General features: G+C 69.4%; 26 protein-coding genes. 8 read left to right on the plus strand and 18 right to left on the minus strand.

Going from position 1 to position 20285, the window contains the following annotated elements; all coding sequences use genetic code 11:
* Positions 1-96 precede the first annotated feature (96 nt).
* Together CVV72_RS09900 and CVV72_RS09905 are read left to right on the plus strand one after the other, a co-directional pair.
* A complete protein-coding gene (locus CVV72_RS09900) occupies positions 97-1269 on the plus strand; it encodes an adenylosuccinate synthetase (RefSeq protein ID WP_255632621.1) in 1173 nt (390 codons plus the stop codon).
* Positions 1266-1898: an NUDIX domain-containing protein gene (locus CVV72_RS09905; RefSeq protein ID WP_219152152.1), complete on the plus strand. Its 633-nt coding sequence runs from the start codon at positions 1266-1268 to the stop codon at positions 1896-1898. Before CVV72_RS09900 ends, CVV72_RS09905 begins: the two co-directional genes overlap by 4 nt.
* 1 nt (position 1899) lies before the next feature.
* Here CVV72_RS09905 and CVV72_RS09910 read toward each other — a convergent pair whose 3' ends face one another.
* The 3 genes from CVV72_RS09910 to CVV72_RS09920 form a co-directional block, all read right to left on the minus strand.
* Complete coding sequence (locus CVV72_RS09910) at positions 1900-2658, minus strand: D-Ala-D-Ala carboxypeptidase family metallohydrolase (RefSeq protein ID WP_219152153.1); 759 nt, start codon at positions 2656-2658, stop codon at positions 1900-1902.
* A gap of 273 nt (positions 2659-2931) precedes the next feature.
* Positions 2932-4635, minus strand: a complete 1704-nt coding sequence (locus CVV72_RS09915; RefSeq protein ID WP_304511413.1) for an AMP-binding protein — start codon at positions 4633-4635, stop codon at positions 2932-2934.
* 38 nt (positions 4636-4673) lie between these two features.
* Positions 4674-5516, minus strand: coding sequence for a crotonase/enoyl-CoA hydratase family protein (locus CVV72_RS09920; RefSeq protein WP_219152154.1), 843 nt, complete (start codon positions 5514-5516; stop codon positions 4674-4676).
* 130 nt (positions 5517-5646) lie between these two features.
* Here CVV72_RS09920 and CVV72_RS09925 point away from each other — a divergent pair, with 130 nt between their 5' ends.
* The gene (locus tag CVV72_RS09925) at positions 5647-6534 is read left to right on the plus strand and encodes an alpha/beta fold hydrolase (RefSeq protein WP_219152155.1); all 888 of its coding nucleotides are present in this window, start codon (positions 5647-5649) and stop codon (positions 6532-6534) included.
* Entirely contained in the window at positions 6524-7078 is a 555-nt protein-coding gene (locus tag CVV72_RS09930; RefSeq protein ID WP_219152156.1) for a GNAT family N-acetyltransferase, read from the plus strand. The genes CVV72_RS09925 and CVV72_RS09930 overlap by 11 nt, the downstream gene beginning before the upstream one ends.
* On the opposite strand, the gene cobA is transcribed toward CVV72_RS09930, so the two are convergent.
* The 6 genes from cobA to rpmB form a co-directional block, all read right to left on the minus strand.
* Entirely contained in the window at positions 7066-8283 is a 1218-nt protein-coding gene (gene cobA, locus CVV72_RS09935; RefSeq protein WP_219152157.1) for a uroporphyrinogen-III C-methyltransferase, read from the minus strand. The genes CVV72_RS09930 and cobA overlap by 13 nt on opposite strands.
* A gap of 54 nt (positions 8284-8337) precedes the next feature.
* Positions 8338-8745, minus strand: a complete 408-nt coding sequence (locus CVV72_RS09940; protein WP_034306415.1) for an ankyrin repeat domain-containing protein — start codon at positions 8743-8745, stop codon at positions 8338-8340.
* Positions 8746-8810: 65 nt separating this feature from the next.
* Positions 8811-9059, minus strand: coding sequence for a 30S ribosomal protein S18 (rpsR, locus tag CVV72_RS09945; protein WP_219152158.1), 249 nt, complete (start codon positions 9057-9059; stop codon positions 8811-8813).
* Positions 9056-9361, minus strand: coding sequence for a 30S ribosomal protein S14 (rpsN, locus tag CVV72_RS09950; RefSeq protein WP_219152159.1), 306 nt, complete (start codon positions 9359-9361; stop codon positions 9056-9058). Before rpsN ends, rpsR begins: the two co-directional genes overlap by 4 nt.
* Positions 9361-9528: a 50S ribosomal protein L33 gene (rpmG, locus tag CVV72_RS09955; protein WP_016334057.1), complete on the minus strand. Its 168-nt coding sequence runs from the start codon at positions 9526-9528 to the stop codon at positions 9361-9363. Before rpmG ends, rpsN begins: the two co-directional genes overlap by 1 nt.
* A complete protein-coding gene (gene rpmB / locus CVV72_RS09960) occupies positions 9528-9764 on the minus strand; it encodes a 50S ribosomal protein L28 (protein WP_005149951.1) in 237 nt (78 codons plus the stop codon). The genes rpmG and rpmB overlap by 1 nt, the downstream gene beginning before the upstream one ends.
* Before the next feature lie 84 nt (positions 9765-9848).
* Between rpmB and mrf the strand changes: the two genes are divergently transcribed.
* The 4 genes from mrf to CVV72_RS09980 are packed head-to-tail and all read left to right on the plus strand — an operon-like array spanning position 9849 to position 12584.
* Positions 9849-11102, plus strand: a complete 1254-nt coding sequence (gene mrf / locus CVV72_RS09965; protein WP_219152160.1) for a ribosome hibernation factor-recruiting GTPase MRF — start codon at positions 9849-9851, stop codon at positions 11100-11102.
* Complete coding sequence (locus CVV72_RS09970) at positions 11099-11356, plus strand: type B 50S ribosomal protein L31 (RefSeq protein ID WP_034306403.1); 258 nt, start codon at positions 11099-11101, stop codon at positions 11354-11356. The genes mrf and CVV72_RS09970 overlap by 4 nt, the downstream gene beginning before the upstream one ends.
* Positions 11356-11514 (plus strand): 50S ribosomal protein L32, encoded by a 159-nt coding sequence (gene rpmF / locus CVV72_RS09975; RefSeq protein WP_038514106.1) that lies wholly within the window; start codon positions 11356-11358, stop codon positions 11512-11514. Before CVV72_RS09970 ends, rpmF begins: the two co-directional genes overlap by 1 nt.
* Positions 11511-12584: a GTP-binding protein gene (locus tag CVV72_RS09980; RefSeq protein WP_219152161.1), complete on the plus strand. Its 1074-nt coding sequence runs from the start codon at positions 11511-11513 to the stop codon at positions 12582-12584. Before rpmF ends, CVV72_RS09980 begins: the two co-directional genes overlap by 4 nt.
* A 196-nt stretch (positions 12585-12780) precedes the next feature.
* Here the strand turns inward: CVV72_RS09980 and CVV72_RS09985 are convergent, their stop codons facing one another.
* The 9 genes from CVV72_RS09985 to CVV72_RS10025 form a co-directional block, all read right to left on the minus strand.
* On the minus strand, positions 12781-13077 hold the full coding sequence (locus CVV72_RS09985; protein WP_125794207.1) for a hypothetical protein: 297 nt from the start codon (positions 13075-13077) through the stop codon (positions 12781-12783).
* 93 nt (positions 13078-13170) lie between these two features.
* Positions 13171-14559, minus strand: coding sequence for a class I adenylate-forming enzyme family protein (locus CVV72_RS09990; protein WP_219153900.1), 1389 nt, complete (start codon positions 14557-14559; stop codon positions 13171-13173).
* Positions 14560-14607: 48 nt separating this feature from the next.
* A complete protein-coding gene (locus tag CVV72_RS09995) occupies positions 14608-15297 on the minus strand; it encodes a DUF899 domain-containing protein (RefSeq protein ID WP_219152162.1) in 690 nt (229 codons plus the stop codon).
* Positions 15294-15743: an SRPBCC domain-containing protein gene (locus tag CVV72_RS10000; protein WP_219152163.1), complete on the minus strand. Its 450-nt coding sequence runs from the start codon at positions 15741-15743 to the stop codon at positions 15294-15296. The genes CVV72_RS09995 and CVV72_RS10000 overlap by 4 nt, the downstream gene beginning before the upstream one ends.
* Positions 15740-16075, minus strand: a complete 336-nt coding sequence (locus tag CVV72_RS10005) for a helix-turn-helix transcriptional regulator (RefSeq protein WP_034306386.1) — start codon at positions 16073-16075, stop codon at positions 15740-15742. Before CVV72_RS10005 ends, CVV72_RS10000 begins: the two co-directional genes overlap by 4 nt.
* On the minus strand, positions 16065-16496 hold the full coding sequence (locus CVV72_RS10010) for an SRPBCC domain-containing protein (protein WP_219152164.1): 432 nt from the start codon (positions 16494-16496) through the stop codon (positions 16065-16067). Before CVV72_RS10010 ends, CVV72_RS10005 begins: the two co-directional genes overlap by 11 nt.
* A 75-nt stretch (positions 16497-16571) precedes the next feature.
* Entirely contained in the window at positions 16572-17972 is a 1401-nt protein-coding gene (locus tag CVV72_RS10015) for an aminotransferase class V-fold PLP-dependent enzyme (protein WP_219152165.1), read from the minus strand.
* A complete protein-coding gene (locus CVV72_RS10020) occupies positions 17969-19273 on the minus strand; it encodes an MFS transporter (protein ID WP_219152166.1) in 1305 nt (434 codons plus the stop codon). Before CVV72_RS10020 ends, CVV72_RS10015 begins: the two co-directional genes overlap by 4 nt.
* 34 nt (positions 19274-19307) lie before the next feature.
* Positions 19308-20267 carry a sphingomyelin phosphodiesterase gene (locus CVV72_RS10025; RefSeq protein WP_219152167.1) on the minus strand — a complete coding sequence of 320 codons (960 nt, stop codon included), beginning with the start codon at positions 20265-20267 and terminating at the stop codon, positions 19308-19310.
* Positions 20268-20285: the final 18 nt, after the last annotated feature.

A 20285-nucleotide genomic window follows, 5' to 3' on the forward strand; every position in this document is an offset into this window, starting at 1 on the left:
TCGGATTTCCGAAGCCTACGGCCGAAAAGAAACGCGCGCGCGTGTCCTCACCCAACCAGCCGACCTCGGTTCGAGAAACACGCCCTGGACGGACACGTGGTGGTGGTCGGCCTCGGCTTCGGCGACGAAGGCAAGGGCGCGGTGGTCGACGCGCTCTGTGCCGCCCGGCCCACCACCGCCGTGGTCCGCTTCAACGGGGGCGCGCAGGCCGCGCACAACGTCGTCGTGGGCGGGCGGCACCACACGTTCAGCCAGTTCGGGGCGGGCACGTTCGCCGGCGTGCCCACCCATCTGTCGCGGTTCGTGCTGGTCGAGCCGTTCGCGCTGGCCACCGAAGCGCGGCGGCTCGAAGCGGCGGGCGTCCGGAATCCGTTCTCGCTGCTGAGCGTGGACGGCCGGGCCCTGCTCACGACCCCGTTCCACATCCACGCCAACCGGGCACGGGAGGAAGCCCGGGGTGTGAACCGGCACGGCTCGTGCGGGAAGGGCATCGGCGAGACCGTCTGGTACTCGCTGTTGCCCGGGGCCGCGCCGGGTGACGTGGTGGAGAACCAGGAGGTGACCGGGACGCCGGGGGAAGCGCCCACGGTCGCCGACTGTGCCCGGCCGTCGGTGTTGCGGCGCAAGCTGGACGCGCTCGCGCGGTTCTACGCCCCGCTCGCCACGCCACCGCACAGTGTGGACGAACTGGTGGCGCTGTACCGCGATTTCGCGGACGCGGTGCGGATCACCGACGGGGACGAAACGGGACGGCTGGCGGATTCCGGACGGCTGGTCTTCGAGGGAGCGCAGGGGGCTCTCCTCGACCAGCACCACGGATTCCATCCGCATACGACCTGGTCCACCACCACCCCGCACAACGCCCGCGCACTGCTGGGCGGGCGCCCGCACGCCGTCCTGGGTGTCACGCGGACATATCTCACCCGGCATGGCGCGGGCCCGCTGCCGACCGAATCCTCCGCCGTGCTCGCCCGCTTTCCGGAGGCGCACAACGAAACCGGCGAATTCCAGGGCGCGTGGCGGGCGGGCCATCTCGACGCGGTCCTGCTGGAGTACGCGATCGCGGCCTGCGACGGCGTGGACGCGCTCGCGGTGACCCACCTCGACGCGACCGGGCTGAAGGTCGTCCCCGCGGACGGCTCCCCCGTCGTCGACCTGCCGGATCCGCTGGCGTGGTTCGGCGCGCGGCTGCCGGTGGCGGTCACCGGGTACGGCCCGGACAGGGCCGGTTACCGGGTCGCGGAGGCAAGGTCGACAATCAACGCGTGATCGAGTCGACGCCGGTGTCCGTTGACGTGCTCGTGGTGCGGTTCGCGCCCGGCACCAGGAAAGTGCTGCTGGGAATCGCACCGCGAGCCGCCGAGCCCTTCGCGGGGGAACTCGCCTTGCCCGGGGTGCTGCTCGGGCTCGGGGAACGGCTGCGGGAGGCGGCGCACCGGGCGGTGGTCGGCAAACTCGGCCTGCCGTCGGACGCGCTTTCGGCGACGGGACAGCTCGCCACCTTCGACGAGCCGAACCGTGACCCCCGTGGTCCCACCCTCTCCATCGCCTTGTGGGCCACGGTGGATCCCGCCCTCGACGAGCCGGGGAACGTGGTGTGGCCTCCGCTGGACGAGGTCCCGCCGCTGGCTTTCGACCACGACCGGATCGTGGCGGACTGCCGCCCGATGCTGGCCGAGCGGCTGTGGCGGGACGTCGCATTCACCGCCGGGCTGCTGGGCCGGATCTTCACGACGGCGCAGGCGCTGGACGTCACCGAAGCACTGACCGGGGATCGCCCCTATCCGGCCAACCTCGGCCGGACGATGGAGCGGGTCCCCGGTTTGCGGCGCACCACCGAACACGCGGCCGCCCTCCCCAAGGGAGGACGGCCGCCGTCGTTGTGGCGCTGGGAGTGACTCAGATCCCGCAGGAGGACGCCGACCAGAAGCGCGTCGACCGGTGTGCCACGTGGGTGTGATCGTTGTGGCCGGGGTAGCCCGGCCCGAGGATCTCGGCGAACCCGTGGTTACGGGCCTGCTTCGCCAATCCGCAGAAGCCCTGCGAGCCGGCGCCGAGGTCGACGGCGTCGCCGTAGAGGTGACGGCTGTTCGTCGCGCCGCCGACGGCGTTGTTGCAGGCGACGCTGCGGAAACCACCGTTGACGTCGATCGGCCGGTCACCCATGGCGTGCCGCATCGCCTGCAGCTTCCACATCGAGACCAATGCGTTGGCCTTCGCCGTCGCCGCTGAGACGTTGCCGCCCGACCAGTCGGAGTTGCACCGGTTCAGTTCGGCGTAGGTGAAGTTGATCGGCGTGCAGTCGTCGTCCTGCAACGCGTAGAGCTTCGTGAACGTGGCCGATCCGGCGATGCCGTCCGCGCCCAGCCCGTACGCCTGCTGGAACCGGGTGACCGCGGCCTTGGTGCCCGCGCCGAACTGGCCGTCGATGGCGAGCACGCCCCCGTAACCGGGGTAGCCGGCGACCCGGATCTGGAGTTGCCGGACGTCCTCACCGGACGCGCCCTCGGACAACGTGCGTCCCCAGGAGTAACAGGCGTCGGCGACGGAGACTTCGCCCGCCGTCACCGGGCCCGGATCGGCGGCGGCCGGGGTGGCCACCGCGGTACCGAGCCCGGCCACCAGGGCGAGCATCGGCAGGAGGAAACGAATGCGCATGACAGGAACACCTTTCAAGGCAGGGAAGGTGAGACCCGTGACCCCCACGGGTTGTCAACGATTCACTGCACGGGATGCTAACGCGGTTCCTGCTACCGCGCTGTGGGTCGTTCGACCCACACGGCCGGGTCCATCACGCGTGTTCGGAGGCGTATCTCGCGTGTCTGAAGACGTAACTCGCGTGCTTGGAGGCGGAACACACCGGCTGGGCGAGTTACGCCTTCGAACACGCGAGATACGCCTCTGATCACGCGAGTTCGGAGTTCGGGCCGGTCAGCCCTTCAGCTGCGGGAAGTCCTCCTCGCGGAACTCCCCCGCCGGCCGCCCGTCGGCCTCGTTCTCCCGCCCGCGCAGTTCGACGCGCCGGATCTTGCCGGAGATCGTCTTCGGCAGTTCGGTGAACTCCAGCCGACGGATTCGCTTGTACGGAGCCAAATGTTCCCGGCAGAAAGCCAGGATGGACACCGCGGTGCCGGCCGTCGGTTCGTGACCGTTCGCCAGGACGACATACGCCTTCGGCACCGCGAGCCGGATCGGGTCGGGTGCGGGGACGACGGCCGCTTCGGCGACCGCTTCGTGTTCCAGGAGGACACTTTCCAGCTCGAACGGCGAGATCCGGTAGTCCGACGCCTTGAAGACGTCGTCGGTCCTGCCCACGTAGGTGATGTAGCCACGTTCGTCGATCGAGCCGACGTCCCCGGTGTGGTAGAAGCCGTTCGCGAACGCCGCGGCGGAACGTTCCTCGTCGTCCGCGTACCCGGCCATCAGCCCGACCGGTCGCTTGGCGAGGTCGAGACAGATCTCGCCCTCGTGCGCCCGTTCGCCGGTGACCGGGTCCACGAGCGCCACGGTGAAGCCCGGCAACGGGCGGCCCATCGAGCCCGGCACGACGTCCTGCCCGGGCGTGTTGGCGATCTGGACGCTGCTCTCCGTCTGCCCGAAACCGTCGCGAATCGTGACGCCCCAAGCCTTTTCGACCTGGTCGATCACTTCGGGGTTGAGCGGTTCGCCCGCGCCGACCACCTTGCGCGGCGGTGTCTTCAGCACGGTCAGATCCGCTTGGATGAGCATCCGCCACACCGTCGGCGGGGCGCAGAAACTGGTGATGCCGCACCGGTCCATCTGCGCCATCAAGGAGACCGCGTCGAACCGCGCGTAGTTGTAGAGGAACACCGTCGCCTCGGCGTTCCACGGCGCGAAAACGTTGCTCCACGCGTGTTTCGCCCAGCCGGGCGACGAGATGTTGAGGTGGACGTCGCCCGGTTCGAGCCCGATCCAGTACATTGTGGACAGATGGCCGATCGGATACGAGACCTGGGTGTGTTGCACCAGTTTCGGCTTCGCGGTGGTCCCTGACGTGAAGTACAGCAGAAGCGGGTCTTCCGCCGCCGTCGGGCCGTCGGGCGTGAAGGTGTCCGCTTCCTCGTAGGCGTCCACGAAGGACCGCCAGCCCTCGACGGGCTCACCGACGGCGATGCGCGTGTAGTCGCCTTCGACGTTCTCGAGCTTGTGCGCGTCGACGGACCGGATCACCACGTGCTTCGCCGCGCCCCGCTCGACCCGGTCGGCGAGGTCCGCCGGGCCGAGCAGGGTCGAGGCCGGGATGATGACGGCGCCCAGTTTGATCGCGGCGAGGATCGTCTGCCACAGCTCGCCCTGGTTGCCCAGCATCAGGATCAGCCGGTCGCCCCTGGCCACGCCGAGCGAGCGCAGCCAGTTCGCGACCTGGTCGGACCGGCGCGCCATCTCCGGATAGGTCCAGCGGTTCTCGATGCCGTCCTCTTCGACGATCCACAGCGCGTACCGGTCCTGATTGGCCGGATCGGCCGCGACGACGTCGAACCAGTCGAGCGCCCAGTTGAACTCGGCGGGCCGGGGCCAGGTGAAGTCCCGATAGGCGGTTTCGTAGTCCTCGCGATGGGCCTGCAGATAGTCCCGTGCCTCGCGGAACGTGCGGTATGCCTCCGAAGCGCTCACGATCGTCCTCCTGGTCCGTGGTGGGCCGCCGGTTCTTTCTACTCTCCCTTGAACTCGGGCGCGCGGCGCTCGAGGAAGGCCTGCACGGCCTCGCCGAGGTCCTTGCTGGGCAGGAACGCCGCGTTCCAGGCCGAGACGTAGCGCAGGCCGTCCGCCACCTGGCGTTCGGTGTTGGCCGACAGGACGTTCTTGGTGCCCTGCACGACCAGCGGCGGGTTCGCGGCGATCTCGGCCGCCAGCTTGCGGGCTTCGGCCAGCAGGGTGTCCTGATCCACGTGGACGTCGTTGACCAGGCCGATCTTCTCCGCGCGGGCGGCGTCGATGTCCTTGCCGGTCAGGGCCAGTTCGCGCAGGTGTCCCTCACCGATGATCGGCGCGAGCCGCTGCAGGCTGCCGAGGTCGGCCACGATCGCGACCTTGACCTCGCGCACGCTGAACTTCGCGTCGGCGCTCGCCAGGCGGATGTCGGCGGCCGCGATCACGTCGACACCGCCGCCGATGCACCAGCCGGAAATGGCCGCGATGACCGGTTTGCGGCATTCCGCGATCGAGGACACACTCGCCTGGAGCGTCTTGACCTCGTCGAGGAACTTCGTCCGCGGGCCGGCGAGCGCGTCGCCGCCGAGCATTTCGCCCCAGCTGGGCATCATGGCCGGCAGGTCGAGCCCGTAGGAGAAGTGCTTGCCGCTCCCGGTCAGCACGACCGCCCTGACCTGCGGGTCCGCGTCGAGCGCACGGAAGACGATCGGCAGCTCTCGCCAGAAATCGGGGCCCATCGCGTTGCCCTTGGACGGACCGAGCAGCGTCACTTCGGCGACGTGCCCGTCGATGTCCACCTTGAGCGAAACGAGATCGGGAAGACTGTCAGCTGTAGCGGTCATGAGGTCATCTTGACTCATGTGATTGACAGGCTGCCAACGGCCACTGTGCCGGGGCGGTCACGAGATGCTTTCCTGATACCGACGAGTACTACCGGTGAGTACCCGATGATCGACGAAGGACGGTGGGACCATGAGCCCGGCCAGCAGCGCCACCGCGGTCGCCGACCTGCCCGCTCCGAGCACCGCGCGCGGGCGCGAACGCTCTTCCCGGCCGATCGAACTGTCGGGATCCTTCACCCATGAGGGTCACCGGCTCGCCTACACCGAGTTCGGCTCCGGTGACCGGGTGGTCGTCCTCACCCACGGCATCATGCTGACGAGGCGGATGCACGCCCCGCTCGCCCGCAGGCTGGCGCGCGCCGGTTTCCGCGTGGTGACCCTCGACCTGCTCGGGCACGGCGATTCGGACCGGCCCACCGAATCCTGGCTGTACTCGATGCCCGCGTTCGCCGAGCAGACCGTCGCGCTGCTCGACCACCTGGAGATCGACGCGGCCGTCGTCGGCGGGACGTCGCTCGGCGCCAACGTCGCGCTGGAGGTGGGCGTCGCCGCTCCCGAGCGCGCGCTGGGCCTGGTCGTCGAGATGCCCGTGCTGGACAACGCGATCGTCGCGGGGCTGGTCACGTTCGCGCCGCTGCTCATGGCCGCCCGGTTCCTGCCGGTGACCGTGCAGGGGGTGGCGCTGGCGGCGAAGCTCGTGCCGCACGGCAACCAGTGGGTCGACGTCGTCACCGACACGCTGTCCCAGGAACCCGCGCCGATGGCCGCGCTCCTGCACGGCGTGCTGTTCGGCCGGATCGCGCCGCCCAAGTCCATCCGGCGCGGGATCGAGACACCGGCGTTGGTCATCGGGCACGAGCGCGATCCGATCCACCCCTTCGGCGACGCCGACACGCTGGCCGCGGACATGCCGGCGGCCGAGTTCGTCCAGGCCCGCAGCCCGGTCGAGTTGCGCTTCGACCCGACCCGCCTGACCGAAGCCATCGCGGACTTCTCCGCGCGCTGCCATGACCGCTGACCCGGCGCCGGTCCGCGACGCGGAGGAACTGCGGACCGGGCGGCTGCTCCTGCGCCGCCCGGGTCCCGGAGACCTCGACGCGATCTTCGCGCTCCACACCGACCCCGAGGCCTGCGCGCACAACCCCTCGGATCTGCTGGACACGCGCAAGGAGGCGGAGTTGCTGCTGCTCCGCTGGTCACACCAGTGGAACCGGTACGGCTTCGGGTATTGGACGGTCCGGCGGCACGACTCGGCGGAGCCATTGGGATTCTGCGGGGTGAAGATCGTCGGCTTCCGGCGCCGCCCCGTCCTGAACCTCTTCTATCGCTTCTTTCCCTCGTCCTGGGGCGCCGGTTACGCCAGTGAGGCCGCCGCCGCGGCGGTGGACTGGGCCCGTGTCCACCGGCCGGACGATCTCGTGATCGCCCGTGTCCGGCCGGAGAACGTGGCGTCGCAGCGGGTGGCGCTGCGAGCAGGGCTGGTCCGCGCGGAGCACCTCGACACTCCCGGCGACGACGGGGCCGACTGGTTCTACGTCTCGGATCCCGGCTACGAGGGCTGAGCCAGCCCCGCCACCGGGCCGAACACGATCACCGCGGGCGGCCGGACCCCGGCCGTGGCGGCGTCTTCGACCACCTTGTCCAAAGTGGAGCGGAGTACCCGCTGCGTGCGCATGGTGCCGTCCTCGACGATCGCCACCGGCGTGTCGCCCGGCCGCCCCGCCTGGAGCGCCTTCGCGAACTGCGGGAGCCGCTCGACACCCATCATCAGCACGATCGTGCCGCGCATCTTCGCCAGCAGTTCCCAGTCCACGAGCGACTTCTCGTCGTCCGGCGCGACGTGCCCGGACACCACCACGACCTCGTGCGCGACGCCGCGGTGAGTCACCGGGACGTCCGCCGCGGCGGGAACGGAGAACGCGCTCGTGATCCCGGGGACCATCGTCACCGGGATACCCGCTTCGGCGCAGGCCAGGACTTCTTCGAAGCCACGGCCGAACAGGTACGGGTCGCCGCCCTTGAGCCGCACGACGAACTTGCCCGCCTTGGCCCGCTCGATCAGGGTGGAGTTGATCACTTCCTGGCTGGCCGCGCGGCCGTACGGGATCTTCGCGGCGTCGACGATCTCGACGTGGGGCGCGAGTTCGTCGAGCAGTTCGCGCGGAGCCAGCCGGTCGGCGACGACGACGTCGGCCCTGGCCAGGAGACGGCGGCCGCGGACGGTGATCAGCTCCGGGTCACCGGGGCCACCGCCCACGAGGGCGACACCGGGGAGGTCGCCGTGGACGTCCGGGACACGGCCGTCGGCGACGGTGCCGGCGCGGAGGCCGTCGAGGATGCCGTCCCGGACGGTGGCCGACCGCAGCGGCTCGCCGCCGGAGAGCACGCCGACCAGCAGCCCGCCGTGCCTGCCCGACGCCGGGGTGACCGCGCTGCCGAGGTCGCCGTCGTCGGCGCGGACGCAGAACACCCGCGCGCGTTCGGCTTCGGCGCAGACCGCGGCGTTGACCTCGGGATCGTTCGTGCACGCCAGCGCGTACCAGGCGTCGGTGAGGTCGCCCTCGGTGTAGCGGCGCTCGTGCCAGACGATCTCGCCTGCGTCGGCCATGGCGCTCACCGACGGCGTGGTGTGCGGCGAGACCAGTTCGACCCGCGCGCCGGCGCTGATCAACCGCGGCAGGCGGCGCTGGGCTACCGTCCCGCCACCGATCATCACGACACGACGGCCTGCCAGGTCGAGGCCGGAGAGGTAATGCGGGTCATCCATGCGGGGCAGTGTAAGGATTCAGCGCCCCGGACCGCGATCCGAGTGAGAACCGCCTCAGCTCTCCAGCAGCGCCAGCAGCTCGGTGTTGCCGAACATCCTGGCCGCGTCGAGCGCCGACGGCTCCCCCGCCGTCGCGTCCGCGCCGCCCTTCAGGAGCGCCTTCACGACCTCGGGTTCGTTCTTGAACACCGCGCCTGCCAGCGGACTCTGCCCGCGATCGTTCTCACGGTTCGGATCGGCGCCGCGTTCGATCAGCGCCGCGACGGTCTCGGCGTGCCCGTGGTAGGCGGCGAGCATGACCAGCGTGTCGCCCCGGTCGTTGGTCAGGTTCGCCGAAATCCCCGCGTCGACGTACGCGGCGATCTCGGCCGTCGCGCCTGAACGGGCGAAGCCGAACACCTTCGCCCACAACTCCAGCAGTTCGGGATCGAATTCCTCGGCCTGTCCGGGGTTCTCCGTCATGGGGCCCATTCTCCCACGCGGAACCGCGGTCCGGGCGGCGTCTCGCACCGCCCGGACCGGTGGCGTCAGCGCCCCGCGTTGGGGTAGGGCAGCAACGCCATCTCGCGGGCGTTCTTGATCGCCGTGGCGACCTGTTTCTGCTGCTGGGGGGTCAGCCCGGTGACCCGGCGGGCGCGGATCTTGCCGCGGTCGGAGATGAACTTCCGCAGCAGGTCGACGTCCTTCCAGTCGACCTCGGTGATCTTGTTGGCGTGCAAGATGTTCGTCTTGCGCTTGAAGGGACGGTCGCGGTTCGGCTTGCCCATCGCGCTCACCAGCTCGACTTCGTGACGCCGGGCAGTTCGCCGTTGTGCGCCATCTGCCGCATGCGGACCCTCGACAGCCCGAACTTCCGCAGGTAGCCGCGTGGGCGGCCGTCGGCGGTGTCGCGGTTGCGGATGCGGGTCGCGCTGGCGTCGCGGGGCATCGCCTGCAGGGCCGACACGGCCGCCGCCTTCTCCTCGGGCGACACGGAGGGCGAGGCGATGGTGGCCTTCAGCTCACGCCGTCGTTCGACATGGCGGGCGGCGATGACCTTGCGCTGCTCGTTCTTGGCGATCTTCGACTTCTTGGCCATCAGCGCTCCTCCTTGAACTCGACGTGCTTGCGCGCGATCGGGTCGTACTTGCGCAGCACCATCCGGTCCGGGTCGTTCCGCCGGTTCTTCTTGGTGACGTACGTGTAGCCGGTGCCGGCGGTCGAGCGGAGCTTGATGATCGGCCGGATGTCGGTGCTCTTGGCCATCAGAGCTTCACCCCTTTCGCGCGGAGCTCGGCCACGACGGCCTCGATCCCGCGCTTGTCGATCGTCTTCATGCCCTTCACCGAGACCCGCAGGCGGACCCATCGTCCTTCGCTCGGCACGAAGTACCGCTTGGCCTGCAGGTTCGGCTCCCAGCGCCGGGACGTGCGCCGATGCGAATGCGACACCTGCTTCCCGTAGCCCGGTTTGCGGCCGGTGACCTGGCACACGGCGGACATATACCCTCCCGAGTTGATATCGGTTGTCGTTTTCATTTACTCTACACAGCCGAACCAGAACGCCCTCGACGCCCCGGAGCTTCAGTGACCGACAACCCCCGCGTGCCCCTCGTCCTGATCAGCGGCCTCGCACCGGGACCGAACACCGACCTCGCCGAGCGGCTGCGCCTCGCCGAGCCGGGCACCGCCGTCGTGCATCACGACCTGAGGCAGATTCACTCCGGAGTGGTCCGTCGGCGGATCCGGCTCGGCGACCGCGACCAGCTGACCGTCCTCGAACTGGCGCACGGCTGCGTCTCGTGCACACTCCGCGAAGACCTGCTGCCGCTGCTGCGCAAGCTCTCGCAGATGCCCCAAGTGCGGCGCATCGTGGTGCGGCTCGACGAGGCCATGGAGCCCGAGCCGGTCAGCTGGGCGCTGCACAACGTCCTCGTCGGCGACCGGCCGGTGATCGAGGACGTCGATCTCCGGGCGGTACTGACCGTCGTCGACTGCGCGGCCTGGCTGGCCGACAGCACCGGCGACGACACCCTGGCCGAACGGAGCCTGCGGGCCAGCCCCGAGGACGAACGCACCGTCGCCCAGGTCGCGCTGTCCCAGGTCGAGTTCGCCGACCTGCTCGTCCTCGCCGGGGCCGCGACCGACGCGTGGTCCGCGGCGAAGGCTTCGGCCGTGCTCGACCGCGTCGCGCCGTCGATCCCCCGCGTCGATCTGTCCTCTGTGGACGGGAAGACCGTGCTCGACGCCGTCCCGGCCGACGCCCGGCGCGGCGAGGTCACCGACATGCACGGGCCGCTGCTGCGCGGCCAGCCGCCATTGCACACCGACTGCGGCATCGGGCTGCTCACCTTCACCTCGCAGCGCCCGTTCCACCCGGAGCGCCTGCACGACGCGATCGACGTCCTGCTCGACGGCGTGGTCCGCACCCGGGGGCGGCTCTGGGTGGCGAGCCAGCCCGACATGGCGCTGTGGATCGAATCCGCGGGCGGCGGTCTCGGCGTCGGGCACGCCGGGCCGTGGCTCGCCGCTCCGGACGGTCCCGACTGGACCGACGTCTCCCCCGAACGCCGCACCCTCGCCTCCCTGCGCTGGGACCCGCTGTTCGGCGACCGCGCGCAGGAACTGGTCGTCGTCACCGATCAGGCCACCCCGGACGAGATCGAAGCCGCCCTGAACGGGGCACTGCTGACGGACGAGGAACTCTCCGCCGGCGAGCAGGAATGGCTCCGTTACCCGGATCCGTTCGGCGAATGGCACGAAGAACCGTGCGAGGACACGGAAACCGACCCCGAGAAGCACGACGTGAACGCGTCGAACCGAAAGGACGAAACGCAGTGAAACCGGGAATCCACCCCGACTACCACCCGGTGGTGTTCAAGGACCTCTCCACCGGGGACGCCTTCCTGACACGCTCCACCGCCACCTCGGAGCAGACCATCGAGTGGAGCGACGGCAACACCTATCCGCTGGTGAACGTCGAGATCAGCTCCTGGTCGCACCCGTTCTGGACCGGCAACCAGCGGATCATGGACAGCGCGGGCCAGGTCGAGAAGTTCCACCGCCGCTACGGACGCCGCGGAGGGTCGAAGTAATGGCCGTCCCCAAGCGGAAGATGTCCCGCAGCAACACCCGGTCCCGGCGTTCGCAGTGGAAGGCCGCCGTACCGGATCTGGTCCCGATCAAGGTGAACGGCGAGACGAAACTCGTGCCGCGCAAGCTGATGAAGCACTTCCATCAGGGCGGGGCGTGACGACGCCCGTCACGGTGCTGTCCGGATTCCTCGGGGCGGGCAAGACGACCGTGCTCAACCACGTCCTCGCCAACCGCGACGGGCTGCGGGTGGCGGTGATCGTGAACGACATGAGCGAGGTCAACATCGACGCCGCGCTGGTGCGGGACGGGAACAGCCTGTCCCGCACCGAGGAACGGCTCGTCGAGATGACCAACGGCTGTATCTGCTGCACCTTGCGCGACGACCTGCTGGAAGAGGTCTCGCGGCTGTGCGAGGACGGCCGGTTCGACTATCTGCTCATCGAATCGAGCGGGATCTCCGAGCCGATGCCCGTGGCGGCGACGTTCTCGTTCCTGGACTCCGCGCGGCTCGACACGATGGTGACCGTGGTCGACGCCGTGAACTTCGAGCGGGAACTGGCGGCCGGTGACGCGCTGACCAAACGCGGGCTGGACCAGTACGACGGGGACGAGCGGACGGTCAGCGACCTGCTGATGGACCAGATCGAGTTCGCGGACGTCCTCCTGCTGAACAAGGCGGACCTGGTCCCGGCCGTCTCCCTCGACCGGCTGACGGCGGTGTTGCGGCGCCTCAACCCGGCCGCCGACGTCGTCGTCTCGACGCACGGCAGGGCCCCGCTCGACCGGGTGCTCGGCACCGGACGCTACGACATCGAGCGGGCGCAGGAAGCACCCGGGTGGGTGGCGGAACTCAACGGCGATCACGTGCCGGAGACGGAGGAGTACGGGATCTCCAGCGTCGTCTTCCGCGCCTCGATGGCTTTCGATCCGGAACGGCTGTGGGACTTCGTCGGGCGGCTCGATACCGGGGAATTCGGGACGGTCCTGCGGTCGAAGGGGTTCTTCTCGCTGGTGTCGCGGCCCGGGGTCACCGGGCTGTGGTCGCAGGCGGGTTCGGTCGCCCGGTTCGAACCGCAGGGTGTCGAGGAGGCGCCGCGACAGGAGCTGGTGTTCATCGGTGTGGGGCTGGAGGAGGACGCGCTGCTGGACTCCCTCCGATCCTGCCTGGCCGCCGGTCCGGCCGGGGCGGATCCGTTCCCGGAATGGGAAGCGGTGCACAGCCACTGACTGCCTGCGGCAAGTCCGGTCCGTGAAGGCCTCCTTGAGGGACCCTGGGTCCCTCAAGGAGGCCTTCACGGACTCGGTAATGGGCACTTCCGCGACATAGCGGCTCCTTCAACGTTGCGAACGCCACTTTCGCAACACGACACGATTGCCTTACCCCTCAACGGAGCTGCCCTCGCCGCTCACTACGAGGCGAGGGTCAGTGGTCGTCGTAGTGATCCCCGTGCGCGGCATGGCGGTGGCCGTCGTGCAGGTAGTCGACGTGGTCGCCGTGCGGCACCGCGACATGACCGCAGCCCTCGCCGTGCGCGTGGTCGTGACCCTGGTGCGGGATGTGGTCGCCGGTCTCGCACTCGTCGAAATGCCCGTCGTGGGCGCGGTGCAGATGCCCGTCGTGCACGTAGTCGACGTGGTCTCCGTGGGGTACGGCGACGTGGCCGCATCCTTCGCCGTGAGCGTGCGTATGGCCGGCGTGTTCGGTGTGCGCGGCGGTCATCACCGGGTCCTTCCTGAGCGGAAATGCCTGATCAGGCGGACCGTAGCACCGGGATACCGGCCCAGCAGCGCTCTCACCCGACCGGGTGGCCGATCAGGCGATGCGGCGGCGGTGCCCGGCCCAGAACGGCTCCCGGAGCGCCCGCTTGTCGACCTTGCCGATCGCCGTCAGCGGCAGCGCGTCGGCGAAGTCCACATCGGACGGTACGAAATGCTCCCGCCCGAAGAAGTCCCTGGCCTGCGCCCGGACTTCTTCGGCCGACAGCGCTCCCGAGGCGACCACCACGGCGTGGACCCGCTCACCCTCGCCTCCGTCACCAGGCACACCGAACACGGCCACGGACCGGATCAGCGGATGCCGCGCGAGTGCGTTCTCGACCACGGTCGAATACACCTTGGTGCCGTGCTCGCCGGTGATGATGACGTCGTTCGCCCTGTCCAGCAGGTAGAGGTATCCCTCGTGGTCGAACCGCCCGAGATCGCCGGTCCGCAGCCAGCCGTCGCCGATCGGCGGCGACCCGTGGTAACCGACCATCATGGACAGACCGCGCACCAGGACCTCCCCGTCGTCGATTCTGGCCTCCATGCCCGGCACGATCCGGCCCACGGACTCGAGCCGGTCCGGCCGCCCGTCGAGCTCCGCCGCGGAGATGCTCGCGATCATCGGCGCCTCGGTGAGCCCGTATCCCTGCCCGACCACGGGCCCGAACACCTCGAGCGCCTGAGCCAGCCGTCTCGGCGGTAGCGGGGCGGCCCCCAGCGAAAGCTGCCGCACACTGCTGACGTCGGTCGACGTCATGGCCGGATGGTCGAGCACCTCGGCCAGGCGCGCGGGAGTGAGGGACAACGTGGTGATCCGGCGTTCCGCGATCGCGTCCAGTACCGCGCCCGCGTCGAAGCCCCGCAGCAGGACGACACTCTCCCGCCGCAGGATCGCTCCCAGCACGGTGGCGTTGCCGGTCATATGCGTCATCGGCGCGATCAGCAGCGCGCGGCCCGGCGCCGCCGGATCCGGCGCGAAGATATGCGCCATCCCGTCGTAGATCCCACTGTGCCGGATGAGTTTCGGCGCCCCGGTGGTACCCCCGGTGGGAAAGACGACGGTGACCGAACCCGGCATTCCCGCCGGGTCGGCGCCGTCGTGATCCAGCAGTTCGTCGAGCGTGATCACCCGCCCGTCGCCGGCGGGCCAGTCCGACGGCTGCTCGGTCACCAGGGTCGTGACCCCGGCCGCTTCGACCGCGGCGAGGCGATCGGGCGAACTCGCCGACGCGGCGACGAGCAGCACCGTCGAACCTCGCAGCTGTGCCGCGATCTGCAGGAGGACGGTCTCCGGCCGGTTGCCTGCGTCGATGGCGACCACCCCGCGCTCCGGCAGTCCCGCGTACATCCGGCGTACCAGGTCGAGCGCCTGCCCGTAGCCGGTCTCCACGCCGTCCTGGACGAACAGCACTTCGTCGCCTCCCGAGCGCAGCGCGTCCATCACCCGGGTCAAGAACAGACTCTCCACCGGCCGGACCCTAACCCAGGGTCAAGACCCCGAGCAGCAGCCACCGGCGGGAGCGGCACCCTCGTAGGCGTCGTGCCAGTCCCACCACTCGTACGGGGGCGTCTGCGGATAGCCCTCCGGCGAGTCCTCCCACTCCTCCTGACGCCCCAGCGCGGTGATGTCGAGGTAGCTCCACGTGCTCCCCATCGCTTCGTCTCCGCGATCCTTGACGAAGTACGTCCGGAACACCTGGTCACCCTCGCGGATGAAGGCGTTGGTGCCGTGCCACTCGTCGACGCCGAAGTCGACGTCGAAGTCACCGGTGATCGTGTACCACGGCATCGTCCAGCCCATCCGCGCCTTCATCCGCGCGATATCCGCCTGCCCGCCCCGGGAAACGAAGGCCAGGGTGGTGTCGCGGGCGTTCAGATGCGCGACGTGCGCGACCTGGTCGGCCACCAGCGAGCAGCCTTTGCAGGCGTGGTCGGGGAAACCTTCCACGCCGGGATCGAAGAAGGCCCGGTAGACGATCAGCTGACGGCGGCCCTCGAACAGGTCGAGCAGGTTCACCGTGCCGGACGGCCCCTCGAACTCGTACGGCTTCTCGACGGCGAGCCACGGCATCCGGCGCCGCTCGGCGGCGAGCGCGTCGCGGGCTCGGGTCAGCTCCTTTTCCTTCACCAGCAACCGAAGGCGCGCTTCTTCCCATTCGGCCGCGGTCACCGTGTTCATCGCGCCAACTCCGCGGGCAGGACGCTTCGCCGGTTCGGCCGCCCTTCCCCGGTGGTGATCAAGTCACGCAGGCTGGTGCCGACATAGAACGTCCACGCCTTGTGACAGACGTCGAAGCATTCGTACTCCGGAACCAGCCCGTGATGGGTGAAGCGCGCTTCGGTCTTGCCGTCCTTCTCAGTGATCTCGAACGTGATGGTGGTGCCGATCCATTCGGTCTCGTCACGGGTGAAGTCGAAGTGGTTTTCGAGGACCAGCCAGGAGACCTTGCGGCCGGGCACGGATTCGGTGATCCGGATCCGGCAGCGGTGCACCTCTTCGTAGTGGTACTCGAACTCGTCCCCGGCGTACTCGATCTCTTCCGACCACCACCGGCCGACGTCGGTGAAGGCGTCGAAGACCTGGTGTGGCGTCTGGTCCACGGTGAAACTCGTCGTGAAGCTCATGATGAACCCTCCAGATGGTCCTTCAGAGCCGCGAGCGGCCCGTCCCAATCCCGGGCGAGCGCGGCGAGGAATTGCTGGGCGACCTGCATCGGGGCCGAATGCAGCCGGTAGCGGACGCGGCGCCGCTCCCCCTGCTCCGGGATCACCAGCCCCGCGTCGGTGAGCAGTGCGAGATGCTTGGCGATGGCCTGCCGCGTGATCGGCAGCCGGTCGGCCAGGTCGGTCGCCGTGGCCGGGCCGCCCGAGGCGAGGACGGCGAGAATGCTCCGCCTGCTCGGGTCGGCCAAGGCGACGAAGACCTGTTCGGCGATCGTTTCGTTGTCAGGCGGCATCGAGGTATTCGATCAGTTCGCCCAGCTCGGCCGCCCACCCCTTCGTGTTTCCTTCGAACGCGACCTGGTGTGCCTCGTCCGGCAGCTGGGAGAAGCCGGACTCGACGACGGTGAGCCGCGTACCTCCGTCGTTCGGCACCAGGGTGAATTCGACGTAGGTGCGACGGGGATCCTCGTCGGGCAGACCGTAGATGTTCCAGGTGAAACCGAAGATCTCCGGCTCTTCGACACGCTCGACGCGCATGTTCGCCTTGTGCCCCTCGTCCCATTTCATCTCGGCCGCACCTCCGGGCCGCAGGTCGATGCTCGCCTGGTTGCCGAACCAGGTACCCAGGCCTTCGGCCGTGGTCAGCGCGGCCCAGACCTTCGCGGGCGGGTGGGCGATTTCGACGGTGCGTTCGATCCGGTCGGGGAATCCCACGACAGCCTCCTTATGTAGCAATCAATCGGTTGCTATAACTTTGTATAGCAACCGACTGATTGCGTCAAGGGCGAATCAGGAAGCCGTGTACAGCGCCCCGAGGAACTCCAGCAACAGCCGCTCTCGCAACGGCCCGGGTGCCGTGGCCAGCAACGCGTTGATCTCCGCCATCCGGGTGGGCAGCCCGGCCGCGCCGCCGAGCGCCGCGGCCGCCAGCAGCCCGGCGAACTGCTCCGGCGTCAACGTCGCCGGGTCCAGCGCCGCGACGAACTCGGCCACCTGCGGGTCGACGACGACCGGTCCCGCTTCACGGGCGGCCGCGACCGACACGGCGAGATCGGCAAGGAAGTCCTTCTCGTTCCCCCGGTTCGCGGCCGTCACGGTCAGATGCAGGTTCGCGGGCGACGACTCGTGGGCGAACTGCGGCTGGACGTACCAGCCACGCTCGCGCATCTCGTCCGCGACGGTGAACAGGTCGAACCCGGCATCGTCCGCCACGGTGAACGCGAGCAGGGTCGACACCGGATCGCCGAGGACACGCAATCCGTCCAGCGCCTCGATCCCGGCGCGGATCTCGACGGCCGCCTCCCGCGCCGCCGAAGCCAGCTTCGCATAGCCCTCGTCGCCGACATGGCGCACCACGGCCCACGCCGCGGCCAGCGGGCCACCGGACCGCGTGCTCTGCAGCGTGGTGTTCAGCATCGTGTAGCCGGGCCAATCGGCACTGGCGAAGTACTGCGGCCGGCGAAGGTCGGCGTTGGCGTGCAACAGAACCGACACGCCTTTCGGACAGTAGGCGTACTTGTGCAGATCCACCGAGACGCTGGTGACGCCGGGGACGTCGAAGCCGAACGAGCCTTGCCCCAGGTACGGGAGCACCCAGCCGCCGATGCAGGCGTCGACGTGGAACCGGACGCCGTCCAGCAGCGCGGCGATCTCGGGGATCGGGTCGAGGACGCCGTGGGCGTACGACGGCGCGCTCGCGACGACGAGCACCGTGCTGTCGTCGACCGCGGCGGCCATGGCCTCGGGGACGGCGCGGAAGGTCACCGGATCGACCGGCACCGAGATCACGCGGACGCCGAAGAAATGCGCCGCCTTGTGGAACGCCGCGTGCGCGGTCGTGGGCAGCACGATGTTCGGCGTGGCCACGTCGGGACGCGCGTCGCGGGCGGCCAGGACGGCGAGCATGCACGACTCCGTGCCGCCAGAGGTCACCGAGCCGACCGTCTCGTCCGTCCCACCCAGCAGGCGTGCGGCGGTACCGACGAGGTCGTTCTCCATCCGCAGCAGACTCGGGAACGCCGTCGGGTCGAGCCCGTTGGCCGACGACGCCAGCGCGTGCGCGGCCGCGCCGAGTTCGTCCACTTCGGACAGACCGCTGTCGTAGACGTACGCGAGCGTCCGGCCTCCGTGCGTCGGCAAGTCCCCCGCGCGCAGCTCCCGCAGTTCCTTGAGGACGTCCTCGGCGGTCACGCGCGGCGCTCCAGCACGGACCTGCGCAGCAACGGGATGCCCAGCACGATCAGCACGGCCGGGAGGATCGACGCGCCGAGCAGGATCGCCGTGAGCGCGCTGTCCGGCTGCGCGACCTTGGCGTCGAGGCTGGACTGGTAGCCGCCGAACTGCAGCACGAGCCCCCACAGGCCCGGTCCGAGCGCGAGCCCCAGCGTCTCCGACGCCGTCCAGACGCCGGCCGCGACACCGGCCCTGGTCTCGCCGGTCCGCTCCTCCTCGTCGCTGATCAGGTCCGGCAGGATCGCCAGCGGGAACACCGAGATCCCCGCGTAGCCGACACCGCAGAAGGCCACGAACACCATCGTGACGGCGAACGGGAACACCTCGGCGCCGAGCAGACCCAGCAGGCCGACACCGAACGCGCCGGTGGCGATCCGGAACCCGGCCAGCTTCCCGACGCTCGCCCCGAGGCGCGGCCACAGCGGCATGGTCAGCAGCGCCGGTCCGACGAAACCGACGAACAGGACCGTCGAGTAGCCGGAGCTGCCGAGGATCCGCTCGGCGAAGAACGGGATCGCGGCCAGCACCGTGCCGATGCCGAGCGCCTGGATGAAGTAGACGCCGAGCAGCCAGCGGAACGGCCGCCACTGCGCGAGTGTCCGGAGCAGTTCGCGCGGGCTGACCGTGTTCGGCCGCAGCGCGCCGACGGGAGCGTCCTTCAGGCCGAAGTACACGCCGAGGGTCGCGAGCAGGATGACCACCGCGATGAACAGGCCCATGACCCGGTAGCCTGCGACACCGCCGATGAGGTCGGTGATCGCCGGCGCGCCCCCGCCGGAGACCAGGATGGCGACCGCGAGGAACCCGATCCGGACGCTGGTCAGCTTCGTGCGTTCTTCCGCCGAATCGGTCAGCTCGGCGGGCAGCGCGTTGAACGGCACCTGGAAGAAAGCGTACGCGGTGGCGCACAACAGGAACACGACGACGACGTAGATCGCGTCGGGCACCGGGCCGCCGAAGCCGGGATGCGCGAACAGGGCCGCGAAAAGGATCGAAACGCCGATTCCGCCGTAGAGCAGGAACCGGCGGCGGCTGCCGGTGCGGACCATGTCCGCGTCCGACAGCCTTCCCGCGATCGGGTTGAAGAGCACGTCCCACGCTTTGGGAACGAACACGATCAGACCGGCCACGCCCGCCGCGACGCCCATCGTGTCGGTGAGGTACTTCAGGAGGAGCAGGCCGGGAACCGTGCCAAAGGCACCGGTGACGAACGAGCCGAGCGAGTAGCGATACCTCGTCCGTGCTGGCAGCGATGCCATGATCCTCCTCGAGGCGGTTCTCCCGATGAAGGCCTCAGTATTGGATCTTGGCCACCACCGGGTAGTGGTCGGAAGGAATCGTGCCACCGTCGTAATGCACGAGCTGTACCGGGCCGACAGCGGCGCGTGGACGCCCGCCCGCGTGCACGGCTCCGACGTAGTCCAGCGAGTCACGGTAGGTCGCCGGAACGGACTTCGCCGCGTTCGGGTTCGTGGCCGCGTCGAAGGTGTACGCGCCTTCGCCCGTCGTGCGGAGGACGCCGTCGAGGATGGCTTCGCCCTGCTGGACCTGGGTCCGGCCGAGGGAGTCCTTGCGCGTTCGCCCGGCCCAGTACTCGATGTTCAGGTCGCCCGCGAGGACCACCGGCTCACCGGCCGGCGCGTATTTCGTGACCAGGTCCCGGATCTCACCGAGCTGCGCCATCCGGATCTCGTGCGCCTTCGGCAGTGTCTCCGGTTCCTCGTCCGCCTGCATGTGCGTACCCGCGATCCACAGCGGTTTCCCGTTGACGACCAGTCGGGCCAGCGCGGCACCCTTGTTGGACAGGTAATCCGCTGTGCCGGAGTAGGAATTGCGGAAAACCAGCTGATGCTGCTCGGTCACCGGCGCCTTGCTGAGCACCGTGACCCCGCCGTTGACCACGACGGGGGAATTCGAGCAGTTCCCGTTCACCGTGGTCCAGCCGGGTGACGTGCCGCAGTACTGGCCGACGAGCGGGGTCTGGTGCGGCCAGACGTCCTTCAGCCGGTTCCGCAGTTCCTCCGCCTGGGCGCTGAAAGCCTCGTCCAGGACTACGACGTCGGCGTCGTTCGCGCGGATGACGTCTTCCGCCGCGCGAGCCCTGGCCTGTTTGTCCGAAGTGTTCGGGCTGGCGATCCAGGGCAGCTGCCAGATGTTGAACGCCATGACCTTCACCGAGACCGCCGCTTGGGCGGGCACGGCGGTTCCGGCGAACATCGCGGCGGCGATGGCGAGTACGGCGAGCTTCCGCACGAAAGACCCTTTCCGGTG

Source organism: Amycolatopsis sp. TNS106 (assembly GCF_019330265.1).
Classification (GTDB): domain Bacteria; phylum Actinomycetota; class Actinomycetes; order Mycobacteriales; family Pseudonocardiaceae; genus Amycolatopsis; species Amycolatopsis lurida.

What these genes read in the sequence shown, in the direction of transcription:
- CVV72_RS09910 (WP_219152153.1), bottom strand. Translation starts at nt 2,658, where the DNA reads ATGCGCATTCGTTTCCTCCTGCCGATGCTCGCCCTGGTGGCCGGGCTC.
- CVV72_RS09920 (WP_219152154.1), bottom strand. Translation starts at nt 5,516, where the DNA reads ATGACCGCTACAGCTGACAGTCTTCCCGATCTCGTTTCGCTCAAGGTG.
- CVV72_RS09925 (WP_219152155.1), top strand. Translation starts at nt 5,647, where the DNA reads ATGAGCCCGGCCAGCAGCGCCACCGCGGTCGCCGACCTGCCCGCTCCG.
- CVV72_RS09930 (WP_219152156.1), top strand. Translation starts at nt 6,524, where the DNA reads ATGACCGCTGACCCGGCGCCGGTCCGCGACGCGGAGGAACTGCGGACC.
- cobA (WP_219152157.1), bottom strand. Translation starts at nt 8,283, where the DNA reads ATGGATGACCCGCATTACCTCTCCGGCCTCGACCTGGCAGGCCGTCGT.
- CVV72_RS09940 (WP_034306415.1), bottom strand. Translation starts at nt 8,745, where the DNA reads ATGACGGAGAACCCCGGACAGGCCGAGGAATTCGATCCCGAACTGCTG.
- rpsN (WP_219152159.1), bottom strand. Translation starts at nt 9,361, where the DNA reads ATGGCCAAGAAGTCGAAGATCGCCAAGAACGAGCAGCGCAAGGTCATC.
- rpmG (WP_016334057.1), bottom strand. Translation starts at nt 9,528, where the DNA reads ATGGCCAAGAGCACCGACATCCGGCCGATCATCAAGCTCCGCTCGACC.
- rpmB (WP_005149951.1), bottom strand. Translation starts at nt 9,764, where the DNA reads ATGTCCGCCGTGTGCCAGGTCACCGGCCGCAAACCGGGCTACGGGAAG.
- rpmF (WP_038514106.1), top strand. Translation starts at nt 11,356, where the DNA reads ATGGCCGTCCCCAAGCGGAAGATGTCCCGCAGCAACACCCGGTCCCGG.
- CVV72_RS09985 (WP_125794207.1), bottom strand. Translation starts at nt 13,077, where the DNA reads ATGACCGCCGCGCACACCGAACACGCCGGCCATACGCACGCTCACGGC.
- CVV72_RS09990 (WP_219153900.1), bottom strand. Translation starts at nt 14,559, where the DNA reads ATGGACGCGCTGCGCTCGGGAGGCGACGAAGTGCTGTTCGTCCAGGAC.
- CVV72_RS09995 (WP_219152162.1), bottom strand. Translation starts at nt 15,297, where the DNA reads ATGAACACGGTGACCGCGGCCGAATGGGAAGAAGCGCGCCTTCGGTTG.
- CVV72_RS10000 (WP_219152163.1), bottom strand. Translation starts at nt 15,743, where the DNA reads ATGAGCTTCACGACGAGTTTCACCGTGGACCAGACGCCACACCAGGTC.
- CVV72_RS10005 (WP_034306386.1), bottom strand. Translation starts at nt 16,075, where the DNA reads ATGCCGCCTGACAACGAAACGATCGCCGAACAGGTCTTCGTCGCCTTG.
- CVV72_RS10020 (WP_219152166.1), bottom strand. Translation starts at nt 19,273, where the DNA reads ATGGCATCGCTGCCAGCACGGACGAGGTATCGCTACTCGCTCGGCTCG.